The 22274-nt window shown below is 66.1% G+C and carries 23 protein-coding genes and 1 tRNA gene; 7 read left to right on the top strand and 17 right to left on the bottom strand.

Annotation, left to right across the window (positions count from 1 at the left end; all coding sequences use genetic code 11):
• Genes ACWV14_RS29160 through rutA form a run of 5 tightly spaced genes read right to left on the bottom strand, consistent with a single transcriptional unit; the run spans position 1 to position 3745 of the window.
• Positions 1-600, bottom strand: a complete 600-nt coding sequence (locus ACWV14_RS29160) for a malonic semialdehyde reductase (RefSeq protein WP_454905189.1) — start codon at positions 598-600, stop codon at positions 1-3.
• On the bottom strand, positions 597-1403 hold the full coding sequence (rutD, locus tag ACWV14_RS29155) for a pyrimidine utilization protein D (RefSeq protein ID WP_454905187.1): 807 nt from the start codon (positions 1401-1403) through the stop codon (positions 597-599). Before rutD ends, ACWV14_RS29160 begins: the two co-directional genes overlap by 4 nt.
• Before the next feature lie 8 nt (positions 1404-1411).
• Entirely contained in the window at positions 1412-1804 is a 393-nt protein-coding gene (rutC, locus tag ACWV14_RS29150; protein WP_285413130.1) for a pyrimidine utilization protein C, read from the bottom strand.
• Between the two features lie 22 nt (positions 1805-1826).
• Positions 1827-2618, bottom strand: coding sequence for a pyrimidine utilization protein B (rutB, locus tag ACWV14_RS29145; protein ID WP_454905186.1), 792 nt, complete (start codon positions 2616-2618; stop codon positions 1827-1829).
• A 14-nt stretch (positions 2619-2632) separates the two neighbouring features.
• Positions 2633-3745 (bottom strand): pyrimidine utilization protein A, encoded by a 1113-nt coding sequence (gene rutA, locus ACWV14_RS29140; RefSeq protein ID WP_454905184.1) that lies wholly within the window; start codon positions 3743-3745, stop codon positions 2633-2635.
• A gap of 217 nt (positions 3746-3962) precedes the next feature.
• On the opposite strand from rutA, the gene ACWV14_RS29135 reads away from it, so the two are divergent.
• From ACWV14_RS29135 to ACWV14_RS29125, 3 genes are all read left to right on the top strand, one after another.
• Positions 3963-4415, top strand: coding sequence for a YybH family protein (locus ACWV14_RS29135; protein WP_422084756.1), 453 nt, complete (start codon positions 3963-3965; stop codon positions 4413-4415).
• Between the two features lie 66 nt (positions 4416-4481).
• Positions 4482-5459, top strand: coding sequence for a YheT family hydrolase (locus ACWV14_RS29130; RefSeq protein WP_454906115.1), 978 nt, complete (start codon positions 4482-4484; stop codon positions 5457-5459).
• A 19-nt stretch (positions 5460-5478) separates the two neighbouring features.
• The gene (locus ACWV14_RS29125; RefSeq protein WP_454905181.1) at positions 5479-6036 is read left to right on the top strand and encodes a DUF2946 family protein; all 558 of its coding nucleotides are present in this window, start codon (positions 5479-5481) and stop codon (positions 6034-6036) included.
• A 48-nt stretch (positions 6037-6084) separates the two neighbouring features.
• Here ACWV14_RS29125 and ACWV14_RS29120 read toward each other — a convergent pair whose 3' ends face one another.
• The 4 genes from ACWV14_RS29120 to ACWV14_RS29105 form a co-directional block, all read right to left on the bottom strand.
• Entirely contained in the window at positions 6085-6771 is a 687-nt protein-coding gene (locus ACWV14_RS29120; protein WP_454905179.1) for a c-type cytochrome, read from the bottom strand.
• Between the two features lie 124 nt (positions 6772-6895).
• Positions 6896-8320 carry an efflux transporter outer membrane subunit gene (locus tag ACWV14_RS29115; protein ID WP_454906114.1) on the bottom strand — a complete coding sequence of 475 codons (1425 nt, stop codon included), beginning with the start codon at positions 8318-8320 and terminating at the stop codon, positions 6896-6898.
• Positions 8321-8476: 156 nt separating this feature from the next.
• Positions 8477-11641, bottom strand: a complete 3165-nt coding sequence (locus ACWV14_RS29110; protein WP_454905178.1) for an efflux RND transporter permease subunit — start codon at positions 11639-11641, stop codon at positions 8477-8479.
• A gap of 18 nt (positions 11642-11659) precedes the next feature.
• The gene (locus ACWV14_RS29105) at positions 11660-12928 is read right to left on the bottom strand and encodes an efflux RND transporter periplasmic adaptor subunit (protein WP_454905176.1); all 1269 of its coding nucleotides are present in this window, start codon (positions 12926-12928) and stop codon (positions 11660-11662) included.
• A gap of 206 nt (positions 12929-13134) precedes the next feature.
• Here ACWV14_RS29105 and ACWV14_RS29100 point away from each other — a divergent pair, with 206 nt between their 5' ends.
• The 3 genes from ACWV14_RS29100 to ACWV14_RS29090 all read left to right on the top strand — a co-directional run bounded on the left by ACWV14_RS29100 (position 13135) and on the right by ACWV14_RS29090 (position 14305).
• Positions 13135-13776, top strand: coding sequence for a TetR family transcriptional regulator (locus tag ACWV14_RS29100; protein WP_454905174.1), 642 nt, complete (start codon positions 13135-13137; stop codon positions 13774-13776).
• A gap of 41 nt (positions 13777-13817) precedes the next feature.
• Positions 13818-13892, top strand: a tRNA-Arg gene (locus ACWV14_RS29095).
• A 92-nt stretch (positions 13893-13984) separates the two neighbouring features.
• Positions 13985-14305, top strand: coding sequence for a hypothetical protein (locus ACWV14_RS29090; protein ID WP_454905172.1), 321 nt, complete (start codon positions 13985-13987; stop codon positions 14303-14305).
• Between the two features lie 555 nt (positions 14306-14860).
• Here ACWV14_RS29090 and ACWV14_RS29085 read toward each other — a convergent pair.
• From ACWV14_RS29085 to ACWV14_RS29050, 8 genes are read right to left on the bottom strand one after another with little or no spacing between them, the layout of a single operon-like run.
• A complete protein-coding gene (locus ACWV14_RS29085) occupies positions 14861-16033 on the bottom strand; it encodes an MFS transporter (protein ID WP_454906112.1) in 1173 nt (390 codons plus the stop codon).
• A 43-nt stretch (positions 16034-16076) separates the two neighbouring features.
• Complete coding sequence (gene arsH, locus ACWV14_RS29080) at positions 16077-16790, bottom strand: arsenical resistance protein ArsH (RefSeq protein ID WP_454905170.1); 714 nt, start codon at positions 16788-16790, stop codon at positions 16077-16079.
• A complete protein-coding gene (arsB, locus tag ACWV14_RS29075; protein WP_455342725.1) occupies positions 16780-17745 on the bottom strand; it encodes an ACR3 family arsenite efflux transporter in 966 nt (321 codons plus the stop codon). Before arsB ends, arsH begins: the two co-directional genes overlap by 11 nt.
• 4 nt (positions 17746-17749) lie before the next feature.
• Positions 17750-18238, bottom strand: coding sequence for an arsenate reductase ArsC (locus ACWV14_RS29070; protein ID WP_454905167.1), 489 nt, complete (start codon positions 18236-18238; stop codon positions 17750-17752).
• Positions 18235-18744 carry an arsenate reductase ArsC gene (locus tag ACWV14_RS29065; RefSeq protein WP_454905165.1) on the bottom strand — a complete coding sequence of 170 codons (510 nt, stop codon included), beginning with the start codon at positions 18742-18744 and terminating at the stop codon, positions 18235-18237. Before ACWV14_RS29065 ends, ACWV14_RS29070 begins: the two co-directional genes overlap by 4 nt.
• The gene (gene arsN2, locus ACWV14_RS29060; RefSeq protein WP_454905163.1) at positions 18737-19252 is read right to left on the bottom strand and encodes an arsenic resistance N-acetyltransferase ArsN2; all 516 of its coding nucleotides are present in this window, start codon (positions 19250-19252) and stop codon (positions 18737-18739) included. Before arsN2 ends, ACWV14_RS29065 begins: the two co-directional genes overlap by 8 nt.
• Before the next feature lie 10 nt (positions 19253-19262).
• A complete protein-coding gene (locus tag ACWV14_RS29055; protein WP_454905161.1) occupies positions 19263-19730 on the bottom strand; it encodes an ArsI/CadI family heavy metal resistance metalloenzyme in 468 nt (155 codons plus the stop codon).
• An 11-nt stretch (positions 19731-19741) separates the two neighbouring features.
• On the bottom strand, positions 19742-20065 hold the full coding sequence (locus ACWV14_RS29050; RefSeq protein WP_454905160.1) for an ArsR/SmtB family transcription factor: 324 nt from the start codon (positions 20063-20065) through the stop codon (positions 19742-19744).
• Between the two features lie 208 nt (positions 20066-20273).
• Between ACWV14_RS29050 and ACWV14_RS29045 the strand changes: the two genes are divergently transcribed.
• On the top strand, positions 20274-22205 hold the full coding sequence (locus tag ACWV14_RS29045) for an FTR1 family protein (RefSeq protein WP_454912826.1): 1932 nt from the start codon (positions 20274-20276) through the stop codon (positions 22203-22205).
• The last annotated feature ends 69 nt before the right edge of the window (positions 22206-22274 follow it).

Raw genomic sequence — 22274 nt, 5'->3', positions numbered from 1 at the left:
TCAGGCCAGCACGCAGGCTTCGTCGAAGGGCAGCCGCGGCAGGCGGCCGAACACCTTCGACGCATCGCCGTGGCCGAGGTTGATGAGGAAATTGACGGTCCACTCGGTGCCCTCGAAAAAAGCCGCATCGACCTTGGCCTTGTCGAAGCCCGACATCGGGCCGGCGTCCAGGCCCACCGCGCGCGCGGCCAGCAGCAGGTAGCCGGCCTGCAGGCTCGCGTTGCGGAAGGCGGTCTCGTGTGCGGCCTCCGGGCTGCCCGTGAACCAGCTGCGCGCGTCGGCATGCGGGAACAGCGTGGGCAGCTTGTCGTAGAACTTGCGGTCCCATGCAGCGATGACGGTGACCGGCGCGCTCATGGTCTTGTCGAGGTTGCCCTTGGACAGCGCGGGCGCCAGGCGCTGCTTGCCTTCGGGCGTTCGCACGAACACGAAGCGCGCGGGCGAGCAGTTGGCCGAGGTCGGGCCCAGGCTCGCGAGCGAATAGATCTGCTGCAGTTGTGCGTCGGTGACGGGCTCGTCGGTCCAGCCGTTGTGGCTGCGTGCGGCGGTGAACAGCAGCGACAGCGCTGCGTCGTCGAGTGTGGATGCAAGTGTGGTCATGCTGGAACTGCGGGTGCGGTGACCCGCGAAAGAAAGTCGAGCAGGCTGCGGTTGAAGGCTGCGGCCTCGGTCACGCTGTGGGCGTGGCCGCCATGCGGCATGAAGTCGAGCGTGACGTCGCCCAGGCCATCGGCCAGGCGCTGGGAGCAGGTCCAGGGCACGAGTGCGTCGTCCTTGGCCGCGGCCACCAATGCGGGAGCGGCGATGTCGCCCAGGCGTGCGTCGATGTCGAAGGCGCGCAAGGCGGCGATGCGCGCGCGCATGTTGGCCTCGCCGGGAAAATGGGCGAAGGCGTGATCGACTTCGTCGGCCACGCGCTGTGCGTGTTCGGCGGCCCAGGCTGCGGGGTAGAGAAAGATCGGCTGCGCTTCCACGTAGGCGCGCGGGCCGCATGCGCCGAGCAGCGCGAGCCGTGCATCGAAGCAGCGCGCCGAATGCGGATTGGGCTTCGACCATGCGTTGATGAGAACGAGGCTCGCAATGCGCGAGGGGGCATCCAGCGCGAGCTGCAAGCCCACGAGGCCGCCGAGCGCATGGCCCGCGAAGTGGCACCGCGAAGTGTTCGTGGCGTCGAGGATTTCGAGCACGTCCTGCGCCATGTCCTCGATGGCATAGGCAGCGGGCAACGTGCCAGGGCTGCGGCCCGTGCCGCGCTGGTCGTAGGCGATGACGCGGTGCCCGGCCGCGATCAGCGCGCCGAGTTGCGGTTGCCAGAAACCGGCCGAGCCACCGAGGCCCGACGACAGCAGCACGGTGGCGGGTGCGTCGGACGGCCCGTGCACCTCGTAGTGCAGCGAAGGCATGCGGCGCCTCAGGCCTTGTTGCCGATGTGCGCGATCGAGGCGATCTCGATCAGCGCATCGGGCTTCACCAGGCCGCACTGGATGCAGTACCGCGCGGGCTTGGTGCCGGGAAAGAACTCGGCGTACACCGCGTTGATCTTCGCGTAGTCGGCCCAGTCCTTGAGCATGATCTGGTTGAAGGTCACGTCGTCCATGGTGCCGCCGGCGGCTTCGACCACGCCCTTGATGATGGTGAGCACATGCCTGGCCTGCGCGCTCGCGTCGCCGACGTGCACCACGTTGTTGTCCTTGTCGAAGGGCAGCGTGCCCGACACGTAGAGCACGCCGTCGGCGAGCGTGCCGGGAACATAGGGGGCGAGCGGCACGCCGGTGCCGGGAGGGATGATGGCTTGCTTGGGCATTGGGAAGCTCCTTGTAGGTGAATCAGGCGATGGCCGCTTCGGCCGCTGCGGGTTGGGAAACGGCTTGCGGCGCGAAGGTGGCGCAGAACTGGTCCACCGTGGAGACCCATCCGAAGAAGGTCTCGACGTTGTAGACCGATGCCTTCTGGATCGCCGGGCCACCGAGTTCGTGCGTGGCGTCTTCCAGCATCACGGCGAAGTACTCGAGGTGGAAGGCGTCTCGCAGCGTCGACTCCACGCACACGTTGGTCGCGATGCCGGTGAAGGCCAGGTGCCGGATGCCGCGTGCGCGCAAGGTGCTGTCGAGCGTGCTGTTGAAGAAGCCGCTGTAGCGCGTCTTGGGCACGACGATGTCGCCGGGCAGCGGCTTCATCTGGTCGATGAGTTCGTAGTCCCACCCGCCCTTGGCGAGGAACTTGCCCTGCAGCTCGGGCTTGGCGCGCATGGTCTTGAGCGCGTTCGACTTGTGCCAGTTGGGCGAGCCGGGGCCGCCGGCTTCCACGTATGCGGCGTCCCAGCCGTTCTGCAGGAACACGACCAGCATGCCGGCCGCGCGCGCCGCGGCAATGGCTCGCACGATGTTGGCGATGGTGCCCTGCGCACCGGAGATGTCGAAGCCGGCCGAGTCGACATAACCGCCGATCGACGCATAGGCGTTCTGCATGTCGACGACGATGAGCGCCGAATCGCTGGCGTGCATCGCAAGCGGCTCGGGGCGTGCCGGCAGCACCAGCGGTGCGGGTGTGCCGGGCAGGCGGGGTGCGCCGACGGGCGTGGTCGAGGTGAGGGTGGTGTTGCGTGCGGGTGCGGTCACGTTGGTGCTCCTCTTCAGGCCGCGAGGCGCTCGGGCTCGACCTGCGACGGCACGGGGCTCTGCACGTGCGCGCGGCTCTTCATGAGCGGCTGGATGCGCTCGCCGAAGGCTTCCACGCCTTGCAAGAAGTCGTCGAAGGTCAGCAGCACGCCTTCGGTGCCGGGCACCTCGGCCATTTCGTCGAGCATGCGTGCCACGCTTGCGTACGAACCCACCAGCGTGCCCATGTTGATGTTCACGGCCGAGGTCGGGTCGGCCATCTGGCGCACGTTGGTGTCGGCGCCCGACTTGGTGTCGGCCGCGCCCTGCTGGCCCAGCCATGCAATTGCCTCGTGGTCGGCGCCGGCCTTGTAGTGCTCCCACTTGGCACGCGCGGCTTCGTCGGTCTCGTCGGCGATCACCATCATCAGCACGTAGGTGGTGACGTGGCGGCCGGTCTTCGCGGTGGCCTCGATGAGCTTCTGGGCCGCGGGTGCGAAGGCCTTGGGCGTGTTCACGCCCTTGCCGAAGCAGAAGTTGTAGTCGGCGTACCTGGCGGAGAACTCCATGCCCGCGTCGCTCTGGCCTGCGCAGATCACCTTCATGTCGGCCTGCGGTTGCGGGCTCATGCGGCAGTCGTCCATCTTGAAATGCTCGCCCTTGAAGTCCGACTGGCCGGTGCCCCAGAGGTCGCGCAGCACCTGGATGTATTCGCTGAGGTACTGGTAGCGCGTGCCGAAGAACTGGTCGCCGGGCCACATGCCCATCTGCGAGTACTCGGGCCGCTGCCAGCCGGTGACGAGGTTCAAGCCGAAGCGGCCGTTGGAGATGGAGTCGATGGTCGACGACATGCGCGCGACGATGGCCGGCGGCATGACCAGCGATGCGGCCGTGGCAAACAGCTTGATCTTGCTGGTGACGGCAGCGAGGCCGGCCATGAGCGTGAACGACTCCAGGTTGTGGTCCCAGAACTCCGTCTTGCCGCCGAAGCCGCGCAGCTTGATCATGGACAGCGCGAAGTCCACGCCATAGCGCTCGGCCTTCAGCGTGATCTGCTTGTTGAGTTCGAAGCTGGGCTTGTACTGGGGGGCGTTTTCGGAAAGCAGCCAGCCGTTGTTGCCGATGGGAATGAAGATGCCGACGTTCATGAAAGGACTCCTGTTGCGTGATTGCGCAGCTCCTTGCATGCGGCGTGCCAGCTGGATAAGTCGTTATTAATCAATGGTTTAGGAGAATTCTTTGTCTTGTGTTTGACCATTTGGTCCAAAACGGAGCAGGCGATTCGCCGGGATTGCGGCACCGCGGTGCGGCCCGTGCCAAAGCGGTGCAGTCCCCTCGTCACCGACGGCGCGGCAGAATCACGCCATGCCCAAGACTCCACTCCGCGCCGCCGCGGCCATCGGCGGCACTGCCGACGACGTCGAAGCGGCCTTCTACGAAGCGCTGCAACGCGGCGACATCGATGCGCTGATGGCCTGCTGGGCCGACGAGGACGAGGTGTTCTGCGTGCACCCCGGCGGTCCGCGGCTGGTGGGCGCGGCCGCGATCCGCGCCGCCTTCGAGCAGATGTTCGGCAACGGCGCCATCCATGCCACGCCCGCGCGGGTGCGCAAGATCGAATCGCTCGCCAGTGCCGTGCACAACGTGCTGGAGCGCATCGAGGTGCTCACGGCCGAAGGCCCGCGACACGCCTTCGTGCTGGCCACCAACGTCTATCACAAGACCGCGCAGGGCTGGCGGCTGGTGGCGCACCATGCGAGCCCCGGCAGCGCGCGCGAACCCGACGACGCCAACGATCCGCCCCAGACCCTGCATTGATAGATGCCGTCCTTCGTTCCTTCCGCGCCTTCCTCTTCTTCTTCAGGCCCCTCCCCCTTCACGGCCATGGGCTACATGGCGCCGCGCTGGCTGCCCGGCGGCAACCTGCAGACGATCTGGCCCGCGCTCTATGCACGGCGCTTCGACGGGCCGGCGCCGGTCTACCGGCGCGAGCGCTGGCAGACGCCCGACGGCGACTTTATCGACGTCGACTTCGTCGATGCGCCCCGGCAGCAGGCGCCGCTGCTGGTGCTGTTCCACGGCCTGGAGGGTTCATCGCGCAGCCATTACGCCGAAGCCTTTGCCGCATTCGCCGCATCGCAGGGCATGGCCTTCGCGGTGCCGCATTTCCGCGGCTGCAGCGGCGAGCTGAACCTGGCGCCACGCGCCTATCACTCGGGCGACTTCGAGGAGATCGGCTGGATCCTCACGCGCATGCGCGAGCAGCATGCGCGCAAGGGCGGCGGCCCGGTGCTGGCCGCGGGCGTGTCGCTCGGCGGCAATGCGCTGATGCGATGGGCTTCGGAGGCCGGTGAAACGGCTGCCGGCGTGGTGAACGCGGTGGCCTCGGTGTGCGCGCCGCTCGACCTCGCGGCTGGCGGCGAAGCCATCGGCCGGGGCTTCAACAAGCTGGTCTACACGCGCATGTTCCTCGCGACCATGAAGCCCAAGGCCATGGCCAAGCTGGCGCAGTTCCCGGGCCTGTTCGACCGCGACCGCCTGCTGGCCGCGCGCGACCTCTACACCTTCGACGACATCTTCACCGCGCCCCTGCACGGCTTTCGCGACGCCGACGACTACTGGGCCCGGGGCTCGGCCAAGCCGCACCTGGCATCGATCCGCGTGCCCGCGCTGGTGGTGAACGCGCGCAACGACCCGTTCATTCCCGCCAGCAGCCTGCCGCAAGCCGGCGAGGTGGGTGCGCACGTCACGCTGTGGCAGCCCGCGCACGGCGGGCACGTGGGCTTTCCCATGGGGCTGCCGCCGGGGCATGTGCGCGGCATGCCCGAGCGCGTAGGCGGCTGGCTGGCCCGCCACGCCTGACGGCGAGCAAAATAGCTTTATGGATGACATCGTCAAACAGGCACTCGCCAAATGGCCCAACGTGCCTCACTGCTACGGCTGGCTCGGTCTGGACGCTCGCGGCAACTGGTACATGCGCGACGACCGCACGCAGGCCGAAGGCCCCTTTCCCTTGGCGAAGGGGGCGATGCTCAGGCACGACAAGCTGATCGAATTCATTCACCGCAACTACGAGCACGACGACGAGGGGCAGTGGTTCTTCCAGAACGGGCCGCAGCGCGTGTACGTGGAACTGGAGGCGGCGCCGCTGGTGTGGCGCGTGGCCGAGCAGGGCGACGGCTTCACGGTCACCGCGCACACCGGGCAGCCCGCCGAGGTGACTGGATGCCTCCTCGACGAGGACGGCAGGCTCTACCTCTCTTCGCCGATCGGGCTGGGGCTGGTGCACACGCAGGACGTCGGCATCGCGGCGGAGGCCATCGAACGCGGTCTCTGGACGCCGGAGGAAGTGCGTGCCGGGCAACTGCCCGGCCGCTTCAGGCACGTGCTGAGCCCGGCGCAACACCACGCCGAAGCCGCTGCTGCTGCACGCCCATGAAAAAAGCCGGCGCTGGGCCGGCTTCGTTCTTGAGACTAGGGTAAACGCCTAGTTGGCGGCGGGAGCGCTTGCCGCGGGGGCAGGGGCTGCTGCCGCTGCAGGGGCCGCGGGTGCAGCAGCAGCGCCGGCTGCAGCAGCTGTGGGCGCCGCTCCGGCAGCGCCTTCTGCCGCTGGTGCATCGGCTGCGGCCGGGCGATCGGGCACCGGGAACTTGGCGCCACCGGCATTGGCCATGTAGACCACGGCACGGCCCACTTCGAGGTCTTCGAAGTCGCCGCCGCCCTGGGCGGGCATGGCGCCCTTGCCCTTCAGGGCATGTTCGAGAAGCGTGGCGTAGCCCTGTCCGATGCGCGGGCCCCAGGCTGCGGCATCCTGGAAGTGCGGCGCGCCGGGAATGCCGGGCGAGCCGTGGCAGGTGGCGCACTGGGCCTTGAAGACGGTTTCGCCGGTGGCCAGCGGACGGTTGGCGTCGCGGATCTCGATGGCGCCGACCTTCTTGAGGCGTTCCGCCACTTCGCGGTCGCGCGCTTCCTTGGTCACGCCGTAGAGGGACATGTTGTCGCCCTGCGCGGTGCCCGAGGGCTTGTCGCCCGAGACCACGTAGGAGACAAGACCCACGATGATCAGGATCGGGGCAATGAAGGAAAAAAATACCGCGAGAAGCAGCTGCTTCGGGTTCTTGATCGGCCCGGTGTGGGCTTCTTCTGTGGCCTGGTAATGCGGGTCTGCGCTCATTGGCGTCCTCAATATCGGGGGCTCGTCGGGGGGCTTTTCCTAACCAACCGGCGATTATAGAGAGACCCCTTGCCCAAGCGGGCAAGGGACCTACCCTTAGCGGACGCCAAAGTTTCTCAACGCATCAGCCCTTGTTGCCGTCGCGCGTGGCCCAGCCGCCGCCCAGCGTCTTGTACAGCGTGACCTGGTTCTGCAGCTGCAGCAGCTGCGTGGTCACTGCCGACTGCTGCGCCGAGAACAGCGAGCGCTGCGCGTCGAGCAGGTCTAGCGCGCTGGCGATACCGTTGCGATAGCGCAGGTCGGACAGCTTGAAGCGCACCGCCTCCGCATCGGCCTGCGCACGCAGCGCGCGCACCTGTTCGCCCAGCGTGGCGCGGCCAGCGAGCGCATCGGCCACTTCGCGGAATGCCGTCTGGATCGACTTCTCGTACTGCGCCACGGCGATTTCGCGCCCGGCCTTGGCCGATTCGAGCGTCGCGCGGTTGCTGCCTGCATTGAAGATCGGCAGCGTCACCGTCGGCGCGAACGACCAGGCCTTGGAGCCGCGGTCGAACAGGCCCGAGAACTCGGTGCTCGCGGTGCCGATGGAGCTGGTCAGCGACACGCGCGGGAAGAAGTTCGCGCGCGCCGCGCCGATGTTGGCGTTGGCCGCGATCAGCTGCTGCTCCGCCGCGCGGATGTCCGGGCGCTCGGCCAGCAAGTCGGAGGGCAGGCCGGCCGGCACGTCGGGCATCGGCTTGATGCCGTTGAGGCCCTTGGCGCCACCCGCCGTGGCGTCGGCGGGCACCGGCGCGCCCAGCAGCAGGGCGAGGGCGTTCTCGTCCTCCGCGCGGGTGCGCAGTTGCTGCGCATAGGCAGCGCGCGCGCTTTCGAGCTGGCCGTTAGAAGCCTGGAAATCGAGCTCGGACGACACGCCGTTGTCGAAGCGCAGCTTCGTGAGGCGCACCGACTCTTCGCGCGTGACCAGGGTCTGGCGCGTGATCTCGAGCAGTTCGTCGTCGGCCAGCAGCGTGAGCCAGCCGTTCGCGACCGACGCGATCAGGCTGATCTGCACCGCCTTGCGCGTTTCGTCGGTGGCCAGGTACTGCGCCAGGGCCTGGTCCTTCAGCGCGCGGATGCGGCCAAAGAAGTCGAGCTCCCAGGCCGTGAAGCCGAAGTTGACGCTGTACTGCGAGGCCACGCTGCCCGCGCCGGGCTCGATGCCCTGGTACGGGTTGGGACCCGAGCGCGAGCCCGAGCCCGTCAGGCCCAGCGCCGGGAACAGCGCCGAGCGCTGGATCTGGAACTGCGCGCGCGCCTGCTCGATGTTGAGCACCGACACACGCAGGTCGCGGTTGTTCGAGAGCGCCGTCTGGATCAGGCCCGCCAGGCGCGGGTCGGTGAAGAAGTCCTGCCAGGCCAGGTTGGCCGCGGCCTGTCCGGCCGGCTGCGCCGGGTCACCCGGGAAGGTGGTCGGCACCGGCGCGGCAGGGCGCTCGTAGGTCGGGATCAGCGAGCAGCCGGCCAGCAGCATTGCCGCTGCCAGGGCTGTTGGAACGAATTTCGTCATTGTCATAGCGACTCCATGGCCGTTCGCGCTGCATGCACGGCGCGGCCTGTTCGGGAAACACCGCGGAACCGGCTCTGCCGGGCCGCTGGTGTTGCCCCCTGCAAGGGGGTGGGCGTAGCGACACGCAGTGCGCGAAGCCTGGGGGTGTGCCCGAGTTCAGTCATGTTTTGGTTCCTCCGTGATGCCGGCTGCTTCCGCATGCCGCTTGTCGGCCTCGCGCTGGCGAGCGCTGCCCTTGAACAGGCTGCGCACCACCACGAAGAACACCGGCACGAAGATCACGGCCAGCGCCGTGCCCGTCACCATGCCGCCCAGCACGCCGGTGCCGATGGCACGCTGGCTGGCAGAGCCGGCACCCGAGGCGAGCACCAGCGGCAGCACGCCCAGGCCGAAGGCCAGCGAGGTCATCACGATCGGGCGGAACCGCAGGTGCGCGGCGGCCAGTGCCGATTCGATGACGCCCTTGCCCTGCGCCTGCAGGTCCTTGGCGAACTCGATGATCAGAATCGCGTTCTTCGCCGAGAGGCCGATGATGGTGATCAGCCCCACCTGGAAGTACACGTCGTTCGAATAAGCGCGCAGCATCGTCGCCAGCAGCACGCCCAGCACGCCGAGCGGCACCACCAGGATCACCGACAGCGGGATCGACCAGCTTTCGTACAGCGCGGCCAGGCACAGGAACACCGCCAGGATCGCGAAGCCGTACAGAACGATGGCCTGCGAACCCGCGAGCTTTTCTTCGCGCGACTGGCCGGTCCATTCGAAGCCGAAGCCTTGCGGCAGCTGCGAGGCGAGCTTTTCCATCTCGGCCATCGCGGCGCCGGTGCTGTAGCCGGCCGCCGCGTCGCCGCTGATGCGGATCGCGGGGTAGCCGTTGTAGCGCACCGTCTGCGTGGCGCCCGTGACCCACTTGGTGGTCGCGAAGGCCGACAGCGGTACCGGCAGGCCCTGCGTGTTGCTGGCGTTCAGCTTGAGCAGGTCGTCGGGCTGCATGCGGGCCGGCGCGTCGGCCTGCACCACCACGCGCTGCAGGCGGCCGCGGTTCGGGAAGTCGTTGATGTAGCTCGAACCCAGCGCGGTCGACAGCGTCGCGTTGATCGCGTCGAAGCTCACGCCCAGTGCGTTCGCCTTGTCGCGGTCGATGTCGATCTGCAGTTGCGGCGCGTCTTCCAGGCCGTCAGGACGGACCTGCGACAGGATCTTGCTCTGCGAGGCCATGCCCAGCAGCTGGTTGCGTGCGTTGATCAGCGCCTCGTGGCCCGCGCCGGAGCGGTCCTGCAGGCGGAAGCTGAAGCCGCTGGCGTTGCCCAGTTCGGGAATGGGCGGCGGGCTCAGCGGGTAGATGAAGGCGTCGCGGATGCCCGACAGCGCACCGAAGGCACGGCCGGCCAGCGCGCTGGCCGAGTGGGCGGGGTCCTTGCGCTCGTCCCAGTCCTTCAGCGTCACGAAGGCGAGGCCCGCGTTCTGGCCCTGGCCGGAGAAGCTGAAGCCCATCACGCCGACCATGCTCTGCACTTCGGGTTGCTTCAGGATGAAGCCCTCGACCTGCTGCATGACCGACAGCGCGCGTTCCTGCGTGGCGCCCGGGGGCAGCTGCACGTTCACGATGATGTTGCCCTGGTCTTCCTGCGGCAGGAACGAGCTGGGCAGGCGGCTGTAGGTGAACACCACCGCGCCGATGATCGCGGCGTAGATCACGAGGTAGCGCGCGGCGCGGCGCAGCACGCGGGCGACGAGGCTCTCGTAGCCCTTGGCCGTGCGCGTGAAACCGCGGTTGAACCAGCCGAAGAAGCCGGTCTTCTCGTGGTGGTGGCCGGCCTCGACCGGCTTGAGCAGCGTGGCGCACAGCGCCGGCGTGAGCGACAGCGCCATGAACGCCGAGAAGCCGATTGACGCCACCATCACCGCCGAGAACTGGCGGTAGATGTTGCCGGTGGAGCCCGCGAAGAACGCGAGCGGCACGAACACCGACACCAGCACCACCGTCACGCCGATGATGGCGCCGGAGATCTGGCGCATGGCCTTGCGCGTGGCTTCGAGCGGCGACAGCCCCTCCTCGCTCATGATGCGCTCGACGTTCTCCACCACCACGATGGCGTCGTCCACCACGATACCGATCACCAGCACCATGCCGAACATGGTCAGCACGTTGATCGAGAAGCCCAGCGCCAGCAGCGAGGCGAAGGTGCCCAGCAGCGCGATCGGCACCACGATGGTCGGGATGATCGTGTAGCGCCAGTTCTGCAGGAACAGGAACATCACCACGAACACCAGCGCCACGGCTTCCAGCAGCGTCTTGACCACTTCGGTGATCGAGATCTGCACGAAGCGCGAGCTGTCGTACGGAATGGCCCACTTCACGCCCTGCGGGAAGTAGCGCTCGAGTTCGGCCATCTTGGCGCGGATCGCCTTGGCCGACTGCAGCGCATTGCCGTTGGGCGTGGGCTGCACGCCCACGCCGACCGCCGGCACGCCGTTCAGGCGCGCCGAGGTGGCGTACGACTGGCCGCCGAGTTCGACGCGGGCCACGTCCTTCAGCCGCACGGTCGAGCCGTCGGTGTTGGCGCGCAGCACGATGTCCTTGAACTGGTCGACGTTGGCGAGCTGGCCGTTCACCACCACCGTGGCCGCGATGGCCTGGCCGGGGATGTTGGGCAGGTCGCCGATGGTGCCGGAGGACACCTGCGCGTTCTGTGCGCGGATCGCGTTGTTGACGTCGGTGGCCGACAGGTTGAAGCCTTGCAGCTTGGCCGGGTCGATCCAGATGCGCATCGCGTTCTCGGAGCCGAACAGCTGGGCCTGGCCCACGCCTACCACGCGCTGCAGCTCGGGCACCACGTTGCGCGCGGCATAGTCGCCGAGCGCCACCGGGTCGATGTTCGGGTTGTCGGAGGACAGCATCACGAACATCAGGAAGTTGTTGCGCGACTTGTCCACGCGCACGCCCTGCTGCGTCACGGCGGACGGCAGGCGCGGCGTCGCGCGCGACAGCCGGTTCTGCACGTCCACCTGCGCGAGGTCGTCGTTGGTGCCAGCCTCGAAGCTGATCGTGATGGAGCCGGTGCCGTCGGCCTGGGCCACCGATTCCATGTAGATCATGCCCGGCGAGCCGTTCATTTCACGTTCGATGACGGACAGCACGCTGTCTTCGAGCGTCTGGGCCGAGGCGCCGGGGTAGGCGACGTTGATCACGATGGCGGGAGGCGCCACCGGCGGGTACTGCGAGATCGGCAGCTGGGTGATTGCCACGCCGCCCACCACGAGGATGAACAGTGCGATCACCCACGCGAAGATCGGGCGGTCGATAAAAAATTTGGCCATTTGCGGGCGCGCTCCTGATTACTTCTTCTCGGCCGTGGCCGCCGGTTCTGCGGCGGCAGGCGCCGCCGCAGCCGGCTTGGCCGCGGCGCCGGGGTTCGGCTTGGTCCACGGCACTGCCTTCACGGGCGTGCCGGGCGGCATCATCTGCAGCTTCTGGAAGCCGTCGACCATCACCTGTTCGCCGGCCTTCAGGCCGTCGAGCACCACCCACTGGTTGTCCTTGGCGGCGCTGATCTTCACGTTGCGCTTGGACAGCTTGCCGTCCTTGTCGACCACCGTGACGGTGTCGCCCTGCTGCGTGCGCGTGACCGCCTGCTGCGGCAGCGTGATCGCATTGGTGGCCTGGGCCTGCTCCAGCCTCACGCGAACGTACAGGCCGGGCAGCAGCTCGCCCTTGGGGTTGGGCACTTCGGCGCGCAGCGTGATCTGGCCCGTGGTCGAGTCGACCGTGAGGTCGGAGAACAGCAGCTTGCCTTCCTGTGCGTACTCGCTGCCGTCTTCCAGCACCACGCGCACGCTGGCAGCTTCCTCGCCGCCCGCGCGCTTGTACTGGCCGTCGGCCAGCGCGCGGCGCAGCTTCAGCACGTCGGTGGCCGACTGCGTGAAGTTGACGTACACGGGGTTGATCTGCTGCACCACTGCCAGTTCGGTGGCGTCGCCCTGGCCCACCAGCGCGCCTTCGGTCACGAGGGCGCGGCCGATGCGCCCGGCGATGGGCGAGGTCACGTCGGCATAGCCGAGGTTGATCTTGGCGGTCTGCACGGCGGCGCGGCCGGAGGCCACGTCGGCTTCGGCAGTTTTCTGCGAGGCCACGGCCGTCGCGTATTCCTGCTTGCTCACGGCGTTGGCCTCGACCAGCGGCTTGTAGCGGTCGGCCAGGGCCTTGGCCTGCACTGCGTTGGCTTCGGCGCGCGCCAGCGTGGCCTGTGCGTTCTGCAGGGAGGCCACCAGCGGCGCGGGGTCGATGCGGAACAGCAATTGGCCGGCCTTCACGTCGCTGCCTTCGCGGAATTCGCGCTTGAGCAGGATGCCCGAAGCGCGGGCGCGGACCTGCGCGACGCGCGAAGCCTCGAGGCGGCCGGGCAGTTCGGTGACGAGGCCGACGTCGGCCGGAGCCGCCACCACCACGCCGACTTCGGGCGCCGGGTGCCCGCCACCGCCGGATGCGCCTGCGCCGGCGGGCGCATCGCTCTTGCCACAGCCCGCGAGGACCAGCAGGACAACGGCGGCCACGGTCGCGAGACGCGGCGAAAAGGACGATTGACGCGAAACATGCAGGAGAGGCATGCGATTCCTTTGAAGCGAAGACGGGAGATGGCGCGTTCTCGGGCGAGCCGGAAACCTGTACGGGCAGGCGGGCCATCGGGGAAGCCCGGTAGTTTACATACATTCATGGATGTATAGTGACGGCCGTGCAATGGCCCCACGATCCGGAAAGGGCGTTGCTTTACAAATCAGGAGACTTGGTGGCACGTCGTACGAAGGAAGAAGCAATGGCCACGCGGCATCGGTTGCTCGATGCCGCGGAGCTGCTGTTTCAGGCGCAAGGCGTCTCGCAGACCACGCTGCAGCAGATCGCGCAGCAGGCCGGCGCGACGCGCGGCGCCATCTATTGGCATTTCAAGGACAAGGCAGACTTGTTCAACGCCATGATGGAGCGCGTCATCCTTCCGCTCGAAGCCGGGCCGAGGGCCACCAGCGCCAGCGGCATCGACGATCCGCTGGCCGAGATAGAAGAGGGCATGGTCCACGCGCTGACCCTCATGACCACCGATCCGCAGGTGCGCCGCGTGTTCGACGTGGCGACCCACAAGGTCGAATACACGCACGACATGGCTTCCGTGCAGCAGCGCCACCTCGACGCCCGCAACGCCTGCGTCGGCGACTTCGAAAAGGCCCTGCGGCAGGCCGCCCGCCGCGCTCACATCAAGCTGCCGGTGCCCGGCGCAATGGCCGCGCAGGGGCTGCATGCGCTCATCAGCGGGCTCATCCAGAACTGGCTGCTCGACCCCGAGGCCTTCGATCTCGTGCCCACCGGCAGGCGCACCTTCAGGGTGTATCTGGCGGGCCTGGGCTTCGGTGCGCTGCTGTCCGCAGCGGCGGTTGCGGACGAAGCCGAAACAGAGGCCGCCTGATAGGCCATAATGTCTGGCTCCGGTGCTTGCCGGACCCCTCTCTCGCTGTATTTCAACGGATAGAATTCGGCCCTCCGAAGGCTGAGATCCAGGTTCGATTCCTGGCGGCGGGACCAGCTACAAGGCCGGACACTTCCAAAGGTGTTCGGCCTTTTTGTTTTCTCCTCTGGAGAGGGCTATTTCGTTGTCCGATTGAGTCCGATGCAGTATGCCCCAATCCGACGCATCTCGGGGGTATCTCGAGGGGTATCGAAATGCCGGATTGGGGGTACGTGAAAACCAGCTTCGTACCCCGTTGAGAGGAGGGTGGGGCAACCGCATCTTTGGAGTCGGGAGTCCTAGTAGCGCAGCAGATCGTCAGCAGTTCTGCGACGAACATCCCGGACATTACCTGCTCGCGTTTGTCTACGGATACCTCGGCGACCACGGCTTGCTGCGTGTGCGCACCGATGCCGAGAAATACCTGCTGCTAGCCGCCCTGAACCTCGCGGAGCACATCGCCTTCGTTGAATTCACGACTACCTCTTGAGGATCACAGGCTCGGGTTCGAGTCAAGATGTAACGACAGGAGGTTTACTGACCATCGGCGAAAGCTATATCGGTTCGAAATCGCGTAGTTTTTGCGTCGACCATGTCCGCCTACGATCCGCCCCGACATGAATGCAAACGACAGCCATCCCGAGGCAGGGCGATCGGGGTCCAGCGAAGCACCAAGTTGACGCCCGAACAAGTCCGCCAACGTATGTCAGAGCCGCAGCGCTCCCGCCGAGCGATCGAGAAATTGTCCAGGATTGTCCAAGAAAGTGAGACCTCGTCCGAGATACATGGGGGCATCTCTGGGGGCAGAAAACATCAGCTTGGGGGGCATCCGTTCTAAAGCGGACCCTTCACTGGGAAAGGCAAAGAAGAGCACATCCCTCGCTGGCGGTCGGTTTAGCCGCTAGCGACGGCAGCCGAACCCGCCCCTTGCCAGCGTGCCGCTGTCGTGATGAGCCTGCTGCAGGAGGTGCGCCACCGAGAGCACTACCTGGCCACCACCAACGATGATCACTTCGTGGGTCACAAGACAATCAGAGTTCTGATTTCAATGTGCCGCAGCAACAAGTAGTGCCTTCCTCATATCGGCCGTCATGATGACCAAGGCAAGGCAGGCGGACAGGCCAAGGGCAGCGGAGAACCACAGTGCCCCGTCGCCCCATCGCTCCACCGCAATGCCGAACAGAAACGGTGCCCCGGCCTGCACGATGCGCGCTGGCACCATCAGGAATCCCTGGCGCTGCCCGTAGCCCTCGGCACCAAAGATCAGCAGCGGAAGCGTTCCGATGGCGATCGTCAGGATGCCGTTGCCCAGCCCGTGCAATACCGCGAAGGCAGTCGCAGCAGAGGTGCCGAACATGCCCAGGCAGAGGGCGCCCACCGGATGTGCAAGCGTGGCCACCCGGGCCGACAGCAGCGGATGCGCGTGCTTCAGAAAAGTGAACTCGATCAGCCGGCCGGCCACCTGCGCCGGTCCGACCAGTGCGGCGATGCCTACTGCGATGGCCAGCGTAGCGCCGCTGGCCTGCAGCAGCGCGGGCAGGTGCGCGGCCATCGCGGTGCTGACAAACCATGTCACGGCGAAGACGAAGGCCATGAGGAAGGCGGCGCGGCGCTGTTGCGCCGGTGCGAGCCCGCTGCCCGCGTCCTGCCTGGAGGTGGTCGCCTCCTTCGATGCCGGGTCGGCGCGGGAAGCGCGCGGCAGCAGCGCGTTGAGCGGCAGGCCGATGACCAAGTGCAAGGCTGCCCACGCGAGACACGCCCCGCGCCAGCCCACCGTGCTTTCCAGATAGGCCGAAAGCGGCCAACCCACGGTACTTGCAAAGCCTGCGAACAACGTGATGCCGGTGATGGCGCGTCGGGCATGCTGGCCGTGCAGACGCACCACCGTGGCAAATGCGGCCTCATAGAGCCCGCTGCCCATGGCAAGGCCCATCAAGGCCCAGGCGGCGAAGACATGGCTGGCATGCGTGGCCTGGCTCAGCGCAGCCAATCCGGCAGCGAACACGAGATTGCTCGCAATGAGCACCGGGCGTCCGCCAACGCGATCGATGACGCGGCCGGCCCAGGGGCCGATTGCCGCAGCAACGAGCAGTGCTGCCGAGAAGGCGCCGAACACCGTGGACGTGGAGATACCGAGCTGCTTGCCGATTGAACCGGCCAGGACTGCCGGCAGGTAGTACGACGAAGCCCACGCCAGTGTCTGGGCCACGCCCAGCATCACCGTCGTCGTGGTTCGGTTCTGCACCCTGGGTTCGCCTCGCTCAGATGCTGCGCAGGTTGACCCGCTTCGAGAGGGCCTCTGCGCTCTCGCGCCGCTCGCTGTAGCGGTCGACCAGGTGCGCCGCGCAGTCGCGCGTGAGCAGCGTGAACTTCACCAGCTCTTCCATCACGTCGACCACGCGTTCGTAGTAGGGAGAAGGCTTCATGCGGCCGTTCTCCTCGAACTCCAGGAAGTCCTTGGCCACCGACGACTGGTTGGGGATCGTGATCATGCGCATCCAGCGGCCCAGCACGCGCAGCTGGTTCACCGCGTTGAACGACTGCGAGCCGCCCGACACTTCCATCACCGCGAGCGTCTTGCCCTGCGTGGGCCGCACCGAGCCGAGGGCCAGCGGGATCCAGTCGATCTGCGCCTTCATGATGCCGGTCATGGCGCCGTGGCGTTCGGGCGATGTCCACACCATGCCCTCGGCCCATTGCGCGAGGTCGCGCAGCTCCTGTACCTTGGGGTGGTCGTCGGGTTCGGCGTCCGGGAGCGGCAATCCGCGCGGGTCGAAAATCCGCGTCTCCGCACCCAGTGCCCGAAGCAGCCGTGCCGCTTCTTCCGTGAGCAGCCGGCTGTAGGAGCGCTCGCGAACGGAGCCGTACAGCAACAGGATGCGCGGCGCATGCGTCGAGCGCTGCGCCGGCAGCAACAGATTCAGGTCGGCCTTCTCGAAGAGCTCGGAATCGACGTTCGGAAGCTCACGATTCATACCAGCCTCGTGACGAATTCACCACCTTCACCACCGCCAGCTCGAAGAAGTTCGATGCGCCAATCAGTGCTGACGGGCATGCGATGTTGTGCTTCTCTCCGAGCTTTCGGTTGAGCCAGTAGGCCAGACCGGAATTCAGCACCACCTGGATCAGGATTGGCACCGCAAGCATTGCGATCACCAGCGGCTGCTTGATGATGGCTTCGCCCTGGAAGGCGAACAGGAGCACGAGCGTCAGCAGGAGCGCCGCGATCGACCACGGGCCGATGCGATGCATGGCGCGTTCGAATGCGGCCGGCCCGGCCTTGAGCAGCTGCTTCCTCAACAGCTGCGCAAAGATCACCGGCAGCACGATGTAGAGCGCCACCGACGTGATGAGCGTGTCCCACGGCACCGTGATGGCCGACAGGCCCAGCAGCAGGCCGACGATGGGCGCAAAGGCAAACACCATGATGGCGTCGTTCAACGCGACCTGCGACAGCGTGAAGGCCGGGTCGCCGCCTGTCAGCCGGCTCCAGACGAACACCATGGCCGTGCATGGTGCCGCGGCCAGCAGGATCAAACCAGCCACGTAGCTGTCGAGCTGATCGGCCGGCAGGTAGCCGGCAAAGACCTGTCGCACGAAGAGCCAGGCCAGGAAGGCCATCGAAAACGGCTTCACGGCCCAGTTGATGAATAGCGTCACGCCAATGCCGCGCCAATGGTTTTTCACCTCGGCGAGGGCCGCAAAGTCGACCCGCAGCAACATCGGGATGATCATCACCCAGATCAGCACGCCCACGGGAATGTTGACCTTGGCAACCTCGAGGCGGCCGACTGCCTGGAACACGGCCGGGAACAACTGCCCCAAAGCGATGCCGACGACGATGCAGAGAAAAACCCACACCGTCAGATAGCGCTCGAACACGCTCATGGGGGCCGCGCTGCCGCGCGGACTTTCGATGACTGCGCTCATGGTGTCAGTTCGAAGAGATGCGCTGCAGACGCTCTTGCAGCTCGGCGTCGCTCATTGCTTCCGGGTTGTCCAGTGCGAGCAGTTGCAGCATGCGATAGGAGATCGCCTGGCGCGTCAGCTCGAAGGCCTGTCGCTTGGCGATGTCGCCGCCCTCGGTGGTGGAAGGGTCCGGATACCCCCAATGGACCTTGACGCGTGTTCCCGGCCAGTAAGGGCAAGTCTCTTGTGCCGCGCTGTCGCAGACGGTGATGACCACATGCATGACGGGCGTGGCAAATTCGTCCCAGCTCTTGCTTCGGAAGCCTTCGGTGTCCACGCCGGCGCCTTTCAGCACCTCGATGGCGAACGGGTTGATTCTTCCGCTGGGCGCGCTGCCGGCGCTGAACGCTTTCACGTCCTTGCCGAGTTTCTGGGCCCAGTGGTTGAGCATGCCCTCGGCCAGCACGCTGCGGGCCGAATTGTGGGTGCAGAGGATGAGTACGTTGAGCGTCATTGCGCAGCCTTCTGAACCTTGCCGATATCGCGGATCTCGCGCTGGATGGCCATTGAGTCGAGCCGGGCCAGAGGCAGAGCCAGCATCAGCTCGATCCGGCGCTTCAGCGTAAGGGCCGTATCCATGAACTGGCGCTCGGTGGCCTCTTCCGGTCCTGCGAATGCGGCAGGGTCGGCCACTCCCCAGTGCGCGGTCATCGGCTGGCCGGGCCACACCGGGCAAACCTCGCCCGCGGCCTTGTCGCAGACGGTGAGAACGAAGTCCATCGCCGGGGCATCCGACTTCGCGAACTCGTCCCAGTTCTTGCTGCGATAGCCGGTGGCGGGAAGGTGCATCTTGTCCAGAGTGAGCAAGGCATAGGCGTTGACCTTGCCGGCAGGATGGCTTCCAGCGGAGTAGGCCTTGAATCGCCCCTTGCCCAGTTCGTTGAGCAGGCCTTCGGCCAGGATGGAGCGCGCGGAATTGCCCGTGCAGATGAACAGGACGTTGTAATTTTTTTCAGACATGACGATGTTTCTCGGTGGAGGAAGTGGGGTTGATCTCTTTGAACATGCAGACAGCCGAGGCCGGACACAGGCTCTTGAATTCGCTGCTCGCCTGCACAGATGCCGGCAGCGCCGTGCGGTCACAGTGCTCGAAGCCTCGGGCCTCGAAGAATGGCGCTGCCGTGGTGGTCAGGATGCAAAGGCGATTCACGCCCTTCGATGCAGCGAATTCTTCCATGGTCTGCAGGGCTTGGTCGCCAACACCTTGGCCGCGAGCGTCGGCGCGCACTGCCAGTGAACGCAGTAATGCGGTCTCGCCGAACCGCTCCAGACCGACGCATGCAAGAATCCCTTCGTCGCCGGCACGGCTCACAAAGAAGGCTTCCATGTGGTCTTCTTGAAGATCGGATTCGGGCAGGCCGGCATCGCGAAGCAGCATTCGCACAGACGCGAGCGACTCAGCTTCGGCACGCACGAAGAGGGACTTGACCACCGCCTCGGGTGATGCAGTGAGAGGTGCTTGGGACATGGCGCGGCCGTCAGCAGCAGGCGTTCTTGCTCTTGGTGAGGCCAACGCGATCAGCGGCTTTTTCGCACCACCCTTGCACCTGCTGGCTGACCAGGTCACGCCGTTGACCAAAGCTCTGGTTGTCCTCGAAGGTTTGGTAGTGTTCCCAGGCAATCCCCTGGGGATCAGTGACCCAGTGCTTTTCGCTTTTGGCGTAACAGCAAGTAGTCGCGCCTTCATCGAACACCGTGCGGTCGGCCGCGCCGGCTCGGCGCTTCAGCTCGATCAATTCGTCGGAACTCTCTGCTTGGAAGCCGAGGTGGTCGATGCCCTTCGTCCCCCCCACAGTCGATATGGCGAAGTTGACGCGTGGGTCGTCGAGCATCCATTTCGCGTAGTCGGCTTCAACGCGCGTCGGCGCCGAAGCAAACAAGTTTGAGTAGAAGGCGATGCTCTTTGCGAGGTCATCGACATGCAGGTGGACGTGGAAGCGCTTCATGGGTTTCTCCTTCAGCATTCGCAGGCAGTGGCGCTGTCGGTGAGGCACGCCTCGCCCTGACAACAGTTCTCCGTGAGGTAACCGAGCAGCGCATTCATCTGCTCGAACGCCGCGCGGTAGATCAGATTGCGGCCGTCTCGCTCCTGGCTGACTAGGTTGGCGTGCGTCAGCTCCTTGAGGTGGAACGAGAGGCTGGTCGAAGGCACGCCAAGCTGCTCGGCGAGCACGCCGGGCGTCAGCCCGACGGGACCTGCCACGACCAGCGCTCGAAAGACCTGAAGGCGCACTGGCTGGGCCAGCGCGGCCAGGGCTTGAATGACGTTCTTTTCTTCCATGATTCAACGATAGTTGAAATATGGAATGATTGCAAGGACGGCCATCTTTCCCATCCTTTTCGCTTGGCGACCGCCGGCACTCCCTGCACGCAGTTTCGATAAAGCAGGCGATCAGATGCCTGTGGTTCTCGCTGTTCCGCAAGCCCGTGGGGAACATGCGCGATACGATCTGAATGCGAATCCTTCATATTTTTACTCCAACAAAATGATGCGCCCTGTTCTTCCCCGCGTCCGCCTATGGGCGCTGGTCACCCTGCTCGTACTGGTGTGCCTGCCCGCCCAAGCGGCGGACGAGTCGACCTCCGACAAAGCCAAGCAAACCTGGCAGTTGCTCGACTACCTCGCAGTCGATTACGGCGGCGCTGTGCGCGACGGCAAGGTCGAGAGCGCCTCGGAATACGCGGAAATGCAGGAGTTCGCTGCGACTGCGGCACGACAACTCGAGGCGCTTCCGAGCACGCCGCAACTTCCAGGACTGGTCGATCAGGCCGGCAAGCTGAGCGCGCTTATCACGGCCAAGTCCGATCCGAAGGTTGTGGCCAACGCAGCTCACGCGCTGGCCGCCGCGCTGGTCAAGGCTTACCCCTTCCCGCTCTCGCCGACGAAGATGCCGGATCTCGCACGGGGTGCGACGCTCTTCCAGTCGACCTGTGCCGCCTGTCACGGCGCCCAGGGCACTGGCGACGGGCCGCTCGCCGCCCGCCTTGACCCGCATCCCACCAATTTCTCGGACCGGGAGCGTTCACGCAATCGATCACCGCTCGCGCTGTACCAAGTGATGACACGGGGCGTTCAGGGGACGGCCATGGCCAGCTTCAAGGACACCCTGTCCGACGAGGACCGCTGGGCGCTGGCCTTCTTCGTGGGCGGGCTGTCGTATTCCGATGCGGATCGCACCGCTGGCGCCGCGCAGTGGCGTGAGGATCGTCAGGCCAGGGGCGCCGTAGTTGGGCTGGACGCGCTTGCCCAGTTGTCTGAAAGCGCGCTCGCCACGAAGGTGAGCGCCAAGTCTGCGCCCGCGCTCCTCGCTTTTCTGCGGGCGCATCCCCAGGAGTCGGCTGTGTCGCAGCAAGGCACCGCAGCAGCCCAAGCCAAGCTTGCCGAGAGTGCGACCGCCTTTGAACAAGGGGATCGGGCACGCGCGAGCAAGCTGGCCTTGTCCGCATACCTGGACGGCTTCGAGCCGCTCGAGCCGGTTCTGCGCGCACGGAGTGCGGACTTGCTCGCACGCATCGAAACAGCCATGGGCGCCTACCGAGCGGCCATCGCCACGGGCACCCAGACCCAGGTGCAAAACGCCGGGCAATCGCTTCGGTCGCTGCTCGACCAGGCGGACGCTGCATTGCAGCCCAGCGAAGACGATGCCCTCACCACCTTTCTGGCGGCATTGACCATCCTGCTGCGCGAAGGTTTGGAGGCCCTGCTGGTGGTCGTCGCGATGATTGCGTTCCTGCGCAAGGCCGAGCGCCAGGATGTCTTGCGCTACGTGCATGCCGGGTGGGTTCTGGCTCTTGCGGCTGGCGGACTCACCTGGTTCGCTGCCACGTACCTGGTCAGCGTCAGCGGCGCGAGCCGCGAACTCACTGAGGGGTTTTCATCCTTGTTCGCCGCCATCGTCCTGCTCGGGGTCGGCATGTGGATGCATCAGAAGAGCGTCGCAGGACGCTGGCAAATTTACCTCAAGGAGAAGCTTTCAAACGCCCTGAACCAGCGCACGGCATGGTTCCTGTTTTCGCTCGCATTCATCGCGGTCTATCGAGAAGTCTTCGAGACAGTGCTTTTCTTCGCCGCACTCTGGACCGACGGCAATGGCTTGCCGTTGCTCGCCGGCCTCGCTGCTGGATTTGTGGCGCTGGGAGCCATCGCGTGGGTTCTGCTGCGCACCAGTGCGCGGCTGCCGATTGGGAAGTTCTTCGCGGCCAGCTCGCTGCTGGTGGCAGTGCTCGCCGTGGTCCTGGCCGGCAAGGGGGTGGCAGGACTCCAGGAGGCCGGGCTTCTGAGCGTCTACCCCGCTCCGGTGCCACGCATCGAGCTCCTCGGGATCTATCCGTCCTGGCAGACCGTGAGCGCGCAGCTCGCGGTTCTGGCTGTGGCGCTCATTGGATTCGTCACGAACCTGCGGCCCCAGCGCGCACGCTGAAGTCGAGGACACCCGCCTGCGTCAGATAGGAGTGAAACGGCATCGCAGTCGCCATCGCACCGCTCTTAC

It is taken from the genome of Variovorax durovernensis (assembly GCF_977011995.1).
Note: the sequence above shows the minus strand (reverse complement) of the source record. Positions and strands in the feature narration are given on the sequence as shown.